This window comes from Sporosarcina aquimarina (assembly GCF_023715615.1).
GTDB classification, from domain to species: Bacteria; Bacillota; Bacilli; order Bacillales_A; family Planococcaceae; genus Sporosarcina; species Sporosarcina aquimarina_A.
Genome location: NZ_JAMBOM010000001.1, coordinates 317,451 through 332,421, shown reverse-complemented (window position 1 = coordinate 332,421; position 14,971 = coordinate 317,451). Strand labels below are relative to the sequence as shown.

At 43.6% G+C, this 14,971-nt stretch carries 13 protein-coding genes; 5 read left to right on the top strand and 8 right to left on the bottom strand.

Annotated features, from left to right (window positions below; all coding sequences use genetic code 11):
* Positions 1–182: 182 nt before the first annotated feature.
* Positions 183–401, bottom strand: coding sequence for a DUF4177 domain-containing protein (locus M3197_RS01540; RefSeq protein ID WP_251658250.1), 219 nt, complete (start codon positions 399–401; stop codon positions 183–185).
* A gap of 133 nt (positions 402–534) precedes the next feature.
* On the opposite strand from M3197_RS01540, the gene M3197_RS01535 reads away from it, so the two are divergent.
* The gene (locus M3197_RS01535) at positions 535–1,452 is read left to right on the top strand and encodes an NADP-dependent oxidoreductase (RefSeq protein WP_251658249.1); all 918 of its coding nucleotides are present in this window, start codon (positions 535–537) and stop codon (positions 1,450–1,452) included.
* Between the two features lie 127 nt (positions 1,453–1,579).
* Here the strand turns inward: M3197_RS01535 and M3197_RS01530 are convergent, their stop codons facing one another.
* From M3197_RS01530 to M3197_RS01510, 5 genes are read right to left on the bottom strand one after another with little or no spacing between them, the layout of a single operon-like run.
* Positions 1,580–2,905 (bottom strand): purine-cytosine permease family protein, encoded by a 1,326-nt coding sequence (locus M3197_RS01530; protein WP_251658248.1) that lies wholly within the window; start codon positions 2,903–2,905, stop codon positions 1,580–1,582.
* A gap of 53 nt (positions 2,906–2,958) precedes the next feature.
* Positions 2,959–3,273, bottom strand: a complete 315-nt coding sequence (locus M3197_RS01525; protein WP_251658247.1) for a cupin domain-containing protein — start codon at positions 3,271–3,273, stop codon at positions 2,959–2,961.
* Between the two features lie 15 nt (positions 3,274–3,288).
* Complete coding sequence (locus tag M3197_RS01520) at positions 3,289–5,025, bottom strand: hydantoinase B/oxoprolinase family protein (protein ID WP_251658246.1); 1,737 nt, start codon at positions 5,023–5,025, stop codon at positions 3,289–3,291.
* A gap of 1 nt (position 5,026) precedes the next feature.
* Positions 5,027–7,069 (bottom strand): hydantoinase/oxoprolinase family protein, encoded by a 2,043-nt coding sequence (locus M3197_RS01515; RefSeq protein WP_251658245.1) that lies wholly within the window; start codon positions 7,067–7,069, stop codon positions 5,027–5,029.
* A gap of 15 nt (positions 7,070–7,084) precedes the next feature.
* The gene (locus M3197_RS01510) at positions 7,085–7,630 is read right to left on the bottom strand and encodes a helix-turn-helix domain-containing protein (RefSeq protein ID WP_251658244.1); all 546 of its coding nucleotides are present in this window, start codon (positions 7,628–7,630) and stop codon (positions 7,085–7,087) included.
* A gap of 1,604 nt (positions 7,631–9,234) precedes the next feature.
* Here M3197_RS01510 and M3197_RS01505 point away from each other — a divergent pair.
* The 4 genes from M3197_RS01505 to M3197_RS01490 all read left to right on the top strand — a co-directional run bounded on the left by M3197_RS01505 (position 9,235) and on the right by M3197_RS01490 (position 13,497).
* Positions 9,235–10,020, top strand: a complete 786-nt coding sequence (locus tag M3197_RS01505; RefSeq protein ID WP_251658243.1) for a hypothetical protein — start codon at positions 9,235–9,237, stop codon at positions 10,018–10,020.
* Positions 10,021–10,125: 105 nt separating this feature from the next.
* The gene (locus tag M3197_RS01500; protein ID WP_251658242.1) at positions 10,126–11,880 is read left to right on the top strand and encodes a sulfatase family protein; all 1,755 of its coding nucleotides are present in this window, start codon (positions 10,126–10,128) and stop codon (positions 11,878–11,880) included.
* A gap of 191 nt (positions 11,881–12,071) precedes the next feature.
* Positions 12,072–12,233, top strand: coding sequence for a hypothetical protein (locus tag M3197_RS01495; protein WP_251658241.1), 162 nt, complete (start codon positions 12,072–12,074; stop codon positions 12,231–12,233).
* Positions 12,214–13,497 (top strand): VWA domain-containing protein, encoded by a 1,284-nt coding sequence (locus M3197_RS01490; RefSeq protein WP_251658240.1) that lies wholly within the window; start codon positions 12,214–12,216, stop codon positions 13,495–13,497. The genes M3197_RS01495 and M3197_RS01490 overlap by 20 nt, the downstream gene beginning before the upstream one ends.
* Positions 13,498–13,640: 143 nt before the next feature.
* Here the strand turns inward: M3197_RS01490 and M3197_RS01485 are convergent, their stop codons facing one another.
* Together M3197_RS01485 and M3197_RS01480 are read right to left on the bottom strand one after the other, a co-directional pair.
* Complete coding sequence (locus M3197_RS01485; RefSeq protein WP_251658239.1) at positions 13,641–14,189, bottom strand: signal peptidase I; 549 nt, start codon at positions 14,187–14,189, stop codon at positions 13,641–13,643.
* A 39-nt stretch (positions 14,190–14,228) separates the two neighbouring features.
* Positions 14,229–14,969 (bottom strand): hypothetical protein, encoded by a 741-nt coding sequence (locus M3197_RS01480; protein WP_251658238.1) that lies wholly within the window; start codon positions 14,967–14,969, stop codon positions 14,229–14,231.
* Positions 14,970–14,971 lie beyond the last annotated feature (2 nt).

Genomic DNA, 14,971 nt, shown 5'->3' with positions numbered 1-14,971 from the left:
ACTTTAATATCGTCACTAATTTACCTCTCAATGACGCCCTCCATAAATCCTCTGTGATCATCCACAAAAATCTATGTTATGCAGTATACAAGATAATTCAGTCAAAGGGAAGAAGAATTTCATCCTAGTAAAGCGTTAGCAAATAATGTTATTCTGTGCGAAACAAAAAACTTATCTGCCAATCAGCAGATAAGCCCTTTAATATCCAAAAACTTGTTACTTTTGGCTTCCTTTTCAAATACAAGTTTTAAATCCGTAGTTCCTCCCGTAGTGCTAGAAAACGGAATAATTGAATGCAGCTGCCATCCTTGTATGGCATACTCGTTCATAACCTGCTCCTCGTTCTCTTTAGGCGTTCCCTTCCAACTACTCTTGATTTTCACGACTTTATACGTATACATTGTGACTCCTCCTTTTTAGAACACATATATTTAGTGGTTTTGTAGAAATCACCTTACAATCCCTTATACTACTTCAGCAATAACGTTATGATATACTGAATTTACTAAAATCTCAAAAGGAGTTGCATCCTGCATGAAAGCAATTGTTAAAAGGAGTGCCGCACCAGATGATATCGCATTTGAAGAAGTGAAGGTTCCTACCATCAATGATGATGAATTGCTTGTTCACATAAAAGCTGTCGGCGTCGGAATCCACGACTCCTATTTTCTTCCTCAAGAGATCAACTATCCCTATCCAATCGGAATCGAAGCCGCTGGTATTGTTGAAGAAACCGGAAGTCTAGTAACGCACTATCAAAAAGGGGATCGAATCGCTTTCGTCAGTATGATGCAACCTAAAGGTGGCACATGGGCTGAATACGCAGTGGTCCATCAAGACTCTCTCATCTTACCCATCCCTGCAAATATGGATTTTACAGAAGCCGCTGCAGTACCAGTCGCAGGCAACACCGTTTTGCGTGCGCTCACTGCACTCCATTTGAAAGAAGGCGATTCCGTATTCATCGCCGGCGCTTCAGGTGCAATCGGTACATTCGCCATCCAGTTTGCCAAAGCGCGTGGCTGGAATGTGGCAGGATCCGCTTCCCCTCAAAACCACGACTACATGAAATCGCTCGGTGCTGATAAAACCGTCGACTACAAAGATCCGAATTGGGCGAGCGAAATACGTGATTGGATGCCTAACGGTGTCGATGCAGCGATAGCGATCCAACCTGGTACAGGAACTGAGAGTATGCACGTCGTAAAAGGCGGAGGCACCGTCATTACAATTTCTGGCGATCGCATCGAGCCTGAACGCGACATCACTGCTGCATTCGTCCCTCATAAAGCGGATGTTCGGGATGAAGTCAAACAGCTCATTCAAGAAATCGCTACGGGTACATACAAGCTTGTCATTGAACAAACTTACCCATTTGAACAAGGACTCGAAGCACTGCAGAAAACTCAAACCCGACATGCACGTGGGAAGTTAGTACTCACTTTAGAATAATAATTGCCCCCTTTCCGCTGAGAGAAAGGGGGCTTCTTATACTTATTTTCGGATGAGCTATGTCTTGATTTGTTTGTTCACCTTGCCATTCCCCAGTGCCATTTCCACTAGTTCAACACAGTCCACCTTAAACATGTTCCTCCGTAAACTGATCTGGCGAAATCTTCTTCTTTAGCCTCATCGCAATTACATAAGCAAGTATTGAAGCAAGAAGAGATTGGACCGCCGGAAGTCCCATTGGATACACATACTGAGTCAAGTACCCAATCACGACACCTACTACTACCGCAATCGTAGCCATCCAGTTCCAACCAGGAATCTCCACCCACTTTTGCTTGCGAATAACAAAGAAATCTGCCATCATTACGCCTGCAATCGCAGGATACAAGAGTGCGGTTAAGTACAAAAAGTCCTCGAAGTACTGTAGAATCCCCGCTAACGCAACAATTATAGCTAAAATTGTACCAAACAATGTCAATAGCGCTCGCCCTCTGCTGGAATTCACATTCAATAAATTTGCCAGCGCCAATCCCATACTGTAGTTATTAACGAGCTGAGAAGTCCATGTCGCAAGCCACAAAATTAGGAAGCCCCAAAATGGAAACCCTAAATTCATCATGACATGGACGATGTCCGCGTCCCCAACACCCACTGACATGATAGCTCCCACTATGAACAATGGGAATCCAATAACTGCAATCCCACTCGGAATGATCCAATTGTCTCCCCAAACAGGTTTTGCATAGCGAGTATAATCTGATGCAATTACCCACTGAGAAACGTTTACACCAATGACTAAGCTGATTCCAGCAAGAATGGTCATGCTTGGTTCTGGATTCCATTCTAAGATTTTATGTAATCCCGTATTCTTCAGCGTCAAGTAAATCCCGCCAATAATTAGCAGCAATCCTGAAGGAACCGCCAAGTAATCCGTCCATTTCATTGAGTTATAACCAATGATGGAAGGGAGTGCAAACAGTAAACCGGCAATTGTCGTAACAAGCGCCCAGCCAATCCAATTTGTTTGGTAATCTATGCCGAACATTGCAGACATCGCATTACCTGCAACGGCGGTTTGCAATGCCCACCAACCGAGTGACACGATGAAAATCGTGAATCCGACAATAAAGCGAGCTTGGACAGTTCCAAAACTGGACTTGGCAATCACAGATGAAGAGCGTCCTGTTTTCGCGCCGATATATCCTTGCAACGCGTTCCCTACCCACTGGAAACCGAACAAAGCAATGATAAGTATGAGAAGGATTTTAGTCATACCGAAACTTGCAGTTAATGACGCACCTACCATGAGAACTGGAATCGTGAACTCCAGTCCTCCAAATATGACTGCGGGCGTTAGCCAATGCTGACGCTGATTTTCAGGGACAGGAGCCAATGCGTTATCTTGGCCAAGTATATCGTTATGCGCTTTCGTATTTTCTTTTTGACCGTCCATCGACTCACCCCCTCATGAATATAGATCCCCAAACTCTATTGCTAACAAGCAGCTTACGCTTTCACTAACGCAAACACTAATTCCACAGGCTCGTCACCTTTATTCATACACCAATGTAGTTCTCCCGCAGGGATGAAAGAAGCCTCGCCTGCCGACATTTCAAACGGTACACCACCAGACTCGCCAACAAGTGAGCCTTTTGTGATGAACGAATACTCTTGTTCCTCATGGAAAGTCGTTCCTTCGTTCGGCAACCGTTCGCCGGTTGGAATCGACACATATCCAAATTTCACTTCTGCATTCGTGAATTGATCGTGAAACAGATTTTGTACAATCTCCTGTGTGTCTTGCGCTGCTTGTTTTTGCATCCAATACATCTCCTTTTAGTGTTTTCTCGTTTCAAGCTCTCTATATCCAAACGTGTTCGAATCAACTTCAACACCGAAGATTGCACCCGCTTCTTCCACTGTGAAATAGTCATTCTTCACATCGCAAGCAACTTGTGCTGCGTCACGTTCTAACGGATTACCATAACCTCCACCCGTACCCGTAACGAGTCTCACTACATCGCCTTTATTCAACAGATATCTAGGATACACACCGAATGGGCCGTCTATTGTTCCATCTGCTTTATCCACAAAGAATTCGTTCGGCGATCCATCATGACCTCCACTAATTCCCCATGGCATGAACTTGTTGCGCCCATACGTGACTGTGACTGCTTGTCCGTCCGTCATTGCACGGTAGGAACGAGTAACACCTTTTCCACCAACAAACTCTCCTGCTCCTGATCCATTTCCATCTTGACGTAAGCTATATTCATCCAACATAACGCCGTATCGAGTTTCAGCGACTTCAACCGGAACGTTGTATGTTTCTCCATCGCCCATACAGAACTGTCCAGATGCGCCATCGTTTCTGTTCGATGCGCCCCATCCTCCAACAGATGGCTCTACGATCAAGAACGATTCGTCAGTATCATGATGCGTCCCGGATAAAGTCACTGCACATACCGACAAAAAGTGGCCAGCATTCAGACGCTCTGGTAGATGAGGTGCCATCGCTTTCCACACCAAGTCTAAACTGCCTAATAGCGTTTCAAAGTAGTTTGAGACAGGAACTAGGCGCTCTGCTGACATAATAGATTTCGGATCCGTTAAAATCCTCAAAGGACGGAATACCCCGTCGTTTACGTCTTGTTCAGGATTTGTAATTGCTAAGAAAATCGCGCGAACTGCAGAAGTTAGTCCCGTCTTCGAGCAATTCATAGGACCAGGAACTTGTGGTGAGCTGCCTCTAAAGTCACATATGAATTCATCATCCGTAATTGTCACTTTTACCTTAATTGGAAACGGTCCATTCCCAATCCCATCTGTGTCAATAAAATCTTCTGCGTAAAAAACACCCTTAGGTAGCTTTTTCAGCTCCTCACGAGCCATCACTTCCCCATGGTCCAGTAAGTGCTCAATCGCGGCAAGAATCGTTTCCGTTGTATGCTTGTTACAAAGCTCGTTCAACCTGCGATTTCCTGTTTTCAACGCTGCAACTTGTGCCCACATATCTCCAAGAGACAACTCAGGGAATCTAACATTCGAGCGGATCATTTCAACAAGGACATCACTCACTTTTCCTTCATCATAGAGCTTCAGACAAGAGAATTGGAGTCCTTCTTGGAAGATATCAACAGAATCATTCGTAAACGAACCAGGATCTTTTCCTCCCACTTCAGTCCAATGCGCCTTATTTGCAGAGAACGCAATCAGCTCACCATCCACAAAGATCGGCATGACCAATCCAACATCAGAAAGGTGAGAACCTCCACCTTGATAAGGGTCGTTAATAATAATGATGTCGCCTTCCTTCAACTTATCTCCAGGATATTTTGCCAAAGTCTCCTTAACCATGAATGTCAGCATTCCAATGAAACCCGTCACACCATTTCCTTGAGTGAGGAGATTCCCTTTCGCATCGGTAAGCCCGCTCGCATAGTCCAATACTTCATAGATGATTGGACTCATCGATGTTCTTGCAAGTGCTGCGAACATTTCATCCCCTGTAGCGAGTAATGAGTCTTTAACGATTTCAAGCGTAAATGGATCAATTGTAGTCGTGTACGTCATATCAGTTCTCCTCCTTTACAATGATGAGGTTGCCATACTCGTCTGCATAGAGCTGTTGCTGCTTATAAATCACAGTAACCGCCGCTTTTTCTTCAATTATGGCCGGTCCTCGCAAGACTTCGTTCGTCGGTAGTTTCTCTCGATCGTAAACGTTCGTTGTAAGCCAACCTTCATTTTCAAAGTAGACTTCTCGCTTTTCTTTAAATGCTGATTGCAGTGTTCCCGCTTTGATTTGCTTCTTAATTTCAGGCTTTTCAACTTTCCCGAATGCCGTTAAATGCAAATTAACAATTTCTGTTTGCGCTTCTTCCAGCTTAAACGTGTAGTTCTTTTCATGGAGCTTATGGAAATCTTCAATTGCCTTTTGCTTACTCGCATCCGTCCACATCTCATCATCCACAGGTACTTTCACCGTGTGTTCTTGACCAAGATAACGCATGTCCGCAAAACGATGGTACTCCACTTGTTCAGAGGTCATTCCTTCGTCTTCAAAATGATGCAAAGCTTGTTCTTCAATTGCTATCCATGCATCGTTGATTTCCTCCAACGTCAACTCATTCATCCGCTTAATGTATGTTTTGATGTAATCGTGTCGTAGATCCGTCAACAACATTCCCCAGGCGGAAAACACAGGTGATGCAATGGGGACAACAACTTTTTTCACACCAAGCTCTAGTGCGAGTGCCGGGGCATGCATTGAACCACCGCCACCAAAAGCTAGCAACGTGAATTCTTTAGGATTGTGACCTTTCCGAATCGAAATGAGCTTTAATGCATTCAGCATATTCGAGTTCGCAATTCGGATAATCCCGAGGGCAGCCTCTTCAGCAGACATCTCAAAACGTGATCCGATTTTTGACTGAATTGTTGATTTCACAGCTTCCATATCAACTTCATAATCGAAGTTTTTCGATGACAGACGACCTGTTAACAAATTCGCATCTGTCGTTGTCGGTTCCTTCCCACCTTGGCCGTAAGCAATCGGTCCAGGGAATGCCCCCGCAGATTGTGGTCCCACTTTTAATGAGCCCGCGGGATCAATCCATGCAATTGAACCTCCACCGTTTCCAATCTCAACGATATCGACAACTGGCGTCTTAATCGGATACCCTGCATGGCGACTATCCCGTTCGATATAATAATCCGTCGAAACTTTCACTTCGCCGTTTTCAATCAATGAACACTTTGCAGTTGTCCCACCAATATCAAACGCAATAATATTCTTCTCCCCAATCATTTCACCAAGCACCGCAGCACCAAAGATCCCGGCAACTGGGCCTGACTCAACCATGCTAATTGGCGTTTCTTTCGCACTGTCAAACGTCGTTGTTCCACCATTCGATTGCATAATATAACGTTGCTCCACATTGCTTTGTGCCTTCAATTCGTTCTCTAAGCGATTGATGTAAGAGGTCGCGACTGGCTGAACGTATGCATTTAGCACAGTAGTATTCGTACGCTCATACTCTCGCCATTCTTGAACGATGTCACTAGAAATCGTTACTTTCACTTCTGGCCAAAGTTGTTTTATCAATTCTGCAGTTTGCTGCTCATGAGAAGGATTTGCATACGCATGCAAATAAGAAACCGCAATCGCTTCCACCTGTTCCTTTTTAAAGAACTCAACACACTCTTTCACATCTTTAATCTCAAGAGGAGTCAATACCTCACCTTTATAACTCAGACGCTCATTCACTTCTTTACGCAAATAGCGCTCTACAAACGGTTCCGGTTTCTTGTAGTTCACATTGAACAAATCCGGGCGGTTTCCACGTGCGATTTCCAATACATCACGAAATCCCTTCGTCGTAATAAGAGCGGTTTTGGCCCCCTTTCTTTCAGTGAGTGCGTTGATAATAACAGTCGTTCCATGGATGAACATCGACAATTGTGACTGATCAATTCCACTCTTATGAATCACATCAATGACTCCTTTTTCAAAGTTGGGCGGTGTCGTACTACTCTTCGCTACGCCAATTTCCCCATTTTTGTCCACATATACTAAGTCTGTAAACGTACCACCGATATCTGTTGCTACTCTCATTAGACTCACTCCTCATCAAAATATAATAGGCGTCACAATACTTAACACAGTACTTTCAGTCTCTAAAGGGTTTTCCCACTGGTGTATCAGGCTTGAAGGAAAATGTATGGTATCCCCTTGGTACAAATGATGTCTTTCCTTGTTCAAATAGAAAATCACTTCGCCATCTAACACATAGTAGAACTCTTCTCCACTATGGCTGTGTGGATGTTCTTCATGCATTCGAGGTGGCAATGTCACTTTAAGTGGTTCCAGTTGCCGATTGTTAAATTTCCCAGTCAACCGTGAATAAATCTGACTCCCTTTCGTTGTCGAAAACGAATGATGGTCATCCCCTCGAACCACAAAAGTTTGTATTTCTTGTTCGTCTTCAAAAAAGTAATTGATGTGAATGTCAAGTGCATCTGAAATCTTCTTCAGTGAACTGATGGAAAGAGAAGAAGCCCCTCTTTCAATTTGTGATAAAAAGCTGAGCGACAATCCCGTCTGATCACTCATTTCTTTCAAGGTATAGTTTCGCTCAACCCGCAAGCTCTTAATTCGATTATGAATCTCTTCCAAAATTCAGACCTCCAATTACTGTGTGAGTGTAATTTTTATGACTATAGCATAATTAGTAAACTGAATGCAATGGGAATTTTTAATTATCTGTTTTTTATTGAACTACTTATAACTTTTAGTTTATCAAGTGAATTAACTACCAACCCAGTCGATTAAACTACAAAAAGTTATTTAAAGATAATAATAATTAGCAATTCCTACTAGTCTCAAAGAAATTCAAATATCAGTAGTATCACTTTATTACACTATCTTTATAAGAAATTTGTTTATATTTTATCCAAAAGGCTATTCATTTACACAAGAAAGGTTTTGTACCAAAACACTCGACTAAAGAACTTCTATCTACAATCACATAATTATTTCAAGATATTGTTTAGAAACCATTTCATTTTTTACCACGCTATTTATACCGTTACTTACGGCGAGGCATTTCACTGACGTAACGCACGGGAAAGAACCTTTCGATATCTATCGTCAGCGCCCCTAACCACTCCCTAAATAAGCGTAGCGCTACCAATTAATGCCTTCAATGAAGTTGAATTGTGTCCCGTTATTGAGAAACTCAGCTATGTGATGGAGAAATCGTCCGATGTGATGGAGAAACATCCTAAGTGTCGGAGAAACTGCTCGCAGTGATTGTCAACCCTCCTTAAGTGTCCGACAAAATGATATCACTGGCTCCCGGTGGAATAGCCCTTCCTAAACAAGCGAAGCGCTACCAATTAATCCCTTAAAAGCAGTTGAATTGTGTCCCGTTATTGAGAAATTCCGCTATGTGATGGAGAAATCGTCCGATGTGATGGAGAAACATCCTAAGTGTCGGAGAAACTGCTCGCAGTGATTGTCAACCCTCCTTAAGTGTCCGACAAAATGATATCACTGGCTCCCGGTGGAATAGCCCTTCCTAAACAAGCGAAGCGCTACCAATTAATCCCTTATAAGCAGTTGAATTGTGTCCCGTTATCGAGAAACTCAGCTATGTGATGGAGAAATCGTTCGATGTGATGGAGAAACATCCTAAGTGTCGGAAAAACTGCTCGCAGTGATTGTCAACCCTTCTTAAGTGTCCGACAAAATGATATCACTGGCTCCCGGTGGAAGAACCCTCCCCAAATAAGCGTAGCGCTACCAATTAATGCCTTAAAAGCAGTTGAATTGTGTCCCGTTATCGAGAAATTCCGCTATGTGTCGGAGAAATCGTCCGATGTGATGGAGAAACATCCTAAGTGTCGGAGAAACTGCTCGCAATGATTGTCAATCCTTCTTAAGTGTCCGACAAAATGATATCACTAGCTCCCGGTGGAATAGCCCTCCCCTAAACAAGCGAAGCGCTACCAATTAATCCCTTATAAGCAGTTGAATTGTGTCCCGTTATCGAGAAATTCCGCTATGTGTCGAAGAAATCTTCCGATGTGATCGAGAACCCCCACCAAGTGTCGCAGAAACTACTCGCAATGTCGGACAACCCACTCCAAGTGATCGAGAACTCAAAAACCCTCGCTCCACCCACCAACAAATTCCACTCACCTCATCCATACAATTCCTTTCTATTCTCCATCTCTCAAACATACCATTTACTAAAACGTCCTTTACTGCCCGACGCTATGCAACAAGCACTATCCAACAATAAAAAAGGAGTGACACCCATTAAAACTTGTCCAGTTTGCAACCACACGCAACTTGATGGTAATTTTTGCGGGGAATGCGGAAACTCGTTTTCCGCCATACGTAAGCGAACGACAACTGTAGAAGTACCGGTCTCGTCCACAAACGACTCCCTTGAAAAGTTAAAATCCGATGCAAAGAACTTCATGCAATTCCTATTCCAACAGCTCAAAACACCGTCTGCTCACTTTCACACGACAAATACCTCAGTACAAAACAGCATGCTTGGCATCATTCTATTCATCCTACTCACATCCGCCACCTTCTACGCAGCATTCCCGACAAGCCTAAACACTCTCAGTCCATCCTTTTTCCAAATCCTTCTCTACTTAAGTATTTTCTTTCTACTAGTCGTCGTCGTAAATCTCATCGCCATTACGAGCACAGTCAAACTATTTTCACTCACAGAATCCGTCTCAGAACTCACCCGAAAACTAGGGGGATTCTATGCCATTCCCATCGCACTTTCCGTAATAAGCCTGGTACTCACTTTCGTCCATTCCTTCACTCTATCCACCATTATTCTAGCAATCGCCATCTTCATTGCGTTCATCCTTATTCCTTTTATCACAATTACAAAAATCTTATTCAAGGAATCCACACCCATCGATAGTTTTTACGGGATCCTGTTCTACATCGCCGTCACAACAGTAGCCTCCATTCTTCTCACAGCGTTCATTGCCGATACGGCTATAGGTGAAATCCTTAGATTCCTGCAATTCTAATGCTTATCAACTTCCATTCACCTTCCACTCTATGCGAATCACACGCTCGTTCGAACTCGTCCGTCATACACTAGAGGGTACTTACAAATTAGGAAGGTGAAATTTATGAATGAACATCCTACAAATCCCAATTGTGGTTTCGGGAACAACAAGCCAAATATTCTATTCCTAATGGTCGACCAAAATCGCTTCCCCCCAGTATACGAGACGGAAGAATTGCAAAAGTGGACCCGTGAAAACTTAATTGCACAGCAGCTGTTGATGAAAAACGGAATGACATTTCTCAACCATTACGCTGGTAGCACAGCTTGCGCACCGAGTCGGACTACATTATATACCGGGCACTATCCTTCCTTACATGGAGTCACACAAACACCTGGCGCCGCGAAAGGTTCCTATGACGCGGATCAGTTCTGGTTGGATCCGAACACGGTTCCTACAGTAGGCGACTACTTCCGCGCTGCCGGATATGACACATTTTGGAAAGGAAAGTGGCACGCTTCTGAGCAAGATATAGTGATTCCCGGCACGAAAGACGCATTGCCGAGTTACAACACAATTACAGGTGCCCCTGATAAGAAAAAAGAGAGGATGTATCGTGAAGGTGACCGTTTAGGAGCATTCGGTTTTTCAGATTGGATCGGACCCGACCCGCATGGTACCGACCCACGAAACTCTGGGTCATCGGCAGGTTTTGGAACGAGCGGACGGGACGAAGTGTATGCAACGGAAACAGTGGAATTAATAGAAGCATTGGAACGAACTTCGAAATGCGAGGAAGAAACAACGCCGTGGTTCATCCAATGTTCGTTCGTGAATCCCCACGATATTGCGCTGTTTGGAATATTTTCAGCTCTCCTCCCCTCTTATAATTTCGAAGTCGATCCGACACTTCCCCACATCCCACCCGCTCCAACCACCCATGAGTCACTAGCAACAAAACCATCTGTGCAAAACAGTTACCGTCTCACTTATCCAAAAGGATTGCAGCCGATCATTAACAACAATTTTTATCGCCAACTGTATTACAGCTTACAGAAAAAAGTCGACGACGAAATGATGAAAGTACTCACTGCGCTTCAACAATCCCGATTTTCAGAGAATACAATTATCGTCTTCACATCCGATCACGGAGAGCAACTCGGCGCGCAAGGCGGACTTTATCAAAAATGGTATTCGATGTACGAAGAATCCATCCATGTCCCCTTCGTCATACACAGTCCTCAGTTATTCCCTCAAGCAAAACAGACAACTACCCTTACAAGTCACGTCGACATCTTACCGACACTGCTTGGATTGGCAGGAATTGACCCAACTGAAATCCAGCACAAATTAGCGATTGATCATACGGAAGCCCGACCTCTTGTAGGTAGAGATTTAACACCACTCATTGAAGAGCGTCAAACCTTCTTCCGAGTAGATGAACCCCTGTACTTCATGACCGACGACAACGTGTTCAAAGGACTTCATCAAACGAATCTCATTACCGGAAAACCTTATGAATCCGTCGTCCAACCTAGTTCAATAGAAGCCATAATTGTCTCACTTAAAACGGGTCCTGCTGGCAAATCAGAAGTCTGGAAGTTCGCCCGCTACTTCGACAATCCTCAGTTTTGGACTAATCCTGGCGTCAGCGATACGACATTTACGGAGCAAGACGGGTGTGTCGTAGAAGTCGTCAAAACAGAACCCGTTTCCGACCAATTTGAAATGTACAATCTAGCGCACGACCCGCTTGAAACGAAAAATTTGGCGGACCCAGGTTGCTGTTCCCCTGAAACCGAAGCGATTCAACGGACGCTTCTGAATATGCTCGAAGGTCAGCGCTATCAGAAGCGATTGAAACCGAAAAAGGGTTGAGATGGCTATGGAAATTCAGATTAAAATAGGTCTATCTATTGAAAAATCCTCATCCCACATTATAAGGGGCGAGGATTTTCTTTTTGAGCAGTCAAAACCGCTAGTGACGGGACGTCTCATTTATTTTATTGAAACTATCATTGAAAGATTGCGTATACATAGTAAACCTTTCACAAGGAGGCTGTTTGTGTATGAAGACGAAGTTCGTTCTGATTTTTTTCACTGCATTCATCATGTTGTCGGGATGTTCAAAAGATGCGGAACCTGGTGATGAACAAGTTACTTCCGTCGCACATGAAGACGACAAGAATAGCGGAGAGAAAGAAATAGAAGATGAAAAAAAAGAAAACTGAAGCTTTCTCCATGGGGTCGCAGGCAACTACCCCAGAAGAATTAGCACAGCTCTCACCTGGTACCTTAACGAACAATTTTACAATCGAACAGGAGACTAGCATGTGGAGCAAACGGGAGGTCCCTTCGGCAATCAGAGAAAACTTCTTAACAGAGATGAAATCCATTACGGAATCCACTAAAGATCCTGAGGAATTGCATGGTGCCCTCATCCACTTACTCGGAGGTGCGCAGTACGGAGAACTCGTTCAACCACTCATAGACTTTTCCCCTTCGTTCAAGGAGCCGATTTTACCGGAACCTCGAGAAATCCAAGGAGATGAAACACAAAAATCGATTCCCACTAACGGCATCATTCTATTGGACGCCAGCTCCAGCATGCTTCTCCAAGCCGATGGGAAACTGAAAATGGATACCGCAAAAAGCGCAGTGAAAGGATTCGCCTCCATGATGGGAAAGGAAAGCGACCTATCCCTTTATGTATATGGTCACGCGGGAACTCAAAACAAATCAGACAAAGCGTTGTCATGTGGCACAATTGATGAAATCTACCCGCTAGCAAGTTATGACGAGAAAAAGTTCGACGAGGCGGTCGATCAAGTTAAAGCGAGCGGTTGGACGCCACTAGCCGGAGCCATCAAACAAGCTCGGCTTGATCATGAAGGGACGGATGCCGACATCACTCTATACATTGTTAGTGACGGTGCCGAAACGTGTGATGGGGATCCTGTTGCAGAAGCCAAAAGTTTTGCAGAGCTTGCGAAAGATCGTCACATCAATGTCATAGGATTCCAAGTGGATCAAACTGCAGAAAACCAATTAAAAAAAGTTGCTGAAGCAGGAAACGGGACCTATATGGGGGCAAATTCATTGGAAGAAATGACTTCCAACATCGCAAAAGTCTGGCTTCCTTCCGACTTAGATCTTGCTACGCTAGTCTACCAAAAACCGATTGGCTGGCCAGAAGCCATGGCTTACGAAACTGTTCGACGCTTAGGCGACAAGATCACATTCGCCATTAACACAGAAAGCGATCGCTTCGCTGGAGCTACCACTCTACTCGGAAAAGAAGAGTTGATTGACGAAAAAACCGCTCAGGAATTGCTTGATCTAATTGAAAACACGAGAACAAAATACCTAGACATGATGGATGCAAAGAAAGAAGAAAAACGTTCGTTGATTCAGCACGAAGTAGATCGCATTACGACGTTGGTGGACAATTATAAAGAACGTATGGAAACCTTGAAGAAAGAGCAGGGGAAATAAGAACACATCAGACAGCTAATTTATACATGTGAGCACTGAGTCAAGCAACCCATCTACTCCCCCATCAAATTAAAGAAATCCCTCATCGCCGATTACTCGGATATGAGGGATTTCTCATGTCATCTTTAATTCACTGAATAAGTTCAGTTCCCTTCCATAGGAACTCCATCCACATCTTCTCTTTTACGACTAAACAACCCAATTGCGAAATAACCTAACGTTGGAAGGATGACTACCAACAGCATTCCCAATGGACTTTGGATTGCCTTTACCAGATAGCCAGCCTTCGGGATAAAGAATGACTGTTTTCCAAGCAAATTTCCTGCTTGGACCAATTCTTCATCCATCATATTGTTATTATCACCTTTGGTCGCAAAACTGATTTCACCGGAATTGCTGATGACTTCAATCACTCTGTGGGTAATTAAATTGCCGCCACTTTCTTTGAAAGTAATAATATCATCTACTTTAACGTTCGCCGCGTCCACTTTTTTAACGAATAGCATATCCCCCGTCTCGAAGATGGGATTCATACTATTGGATAGTACGGTTAACGGTTGATAGCCAAAAAAGGATGTAGGCGCTCCTTTGTTGTTGAATTTTTGGTATGCAGTCATTAACACCAGACCAATTACAATAACGACGAATAGCCGAAACACGATCGTACTGATTTTTTTAATGGCATTCTTCAAAGATTCACCCCATCTCCCTATTGTTTTTAGGACTAGTTATTAGTTGCTGTCTTTATTTTCTTCCTTATTTTCAACTTCTTTTTTAGTTTCATTGTCATATGTTGAACCTGTATCCGTTTGCTTCGCGATTACATTCAGACCTGCTTTGTAAGCAGCTCCTTGGTATTCGTTCCCCGCACTTTCATCGAGTTTGATGCCCATCATGATGTCGATATACTGGCCTTCATCCAACTCCCAGAACTGTTCATTCTCCCCGTCACCTACTAAGATTTCACCAGATTCAATCTGCTTTGCAGATAAAAGAGTACCCATCATTTCAATACGATTTTTGCCATCATTATTAGAGGACAAGACTTCATTTGTTGTCCCATTGAACAGGTTATCGAGTTTGATTTTCGAATCTTCGTACGCGTCTTGTCCTGGTTTCACCGTGTATTTCATCGCAATGAATCCGACTTCATATCCCTCTAGAGATGCCTTATCGACTGAATGCGTATACGTCGCTTTAATATGCGCGTCCATATCTCCTGTGTTTGAAATGGATAGCCACTCGCCATAGTGAAGTTGGGATGGCGCAAATTGCTCGGCAGTGAAGATTGGTGTATCGATATTCCCTCCACCGTTGATCTGCAGAATTCCGTTTTTCATTTCTGCTTGAGCATTTGACTCTGAAGTAAACCAAGAATACGTTCCAAATCCAGTGGATACAATCAATGCTCCTGCAAGTGCCGTTCCTAGTAAGACGTTCTTGGACTTCTTCATCCCTTGAGTTTTAACCATTC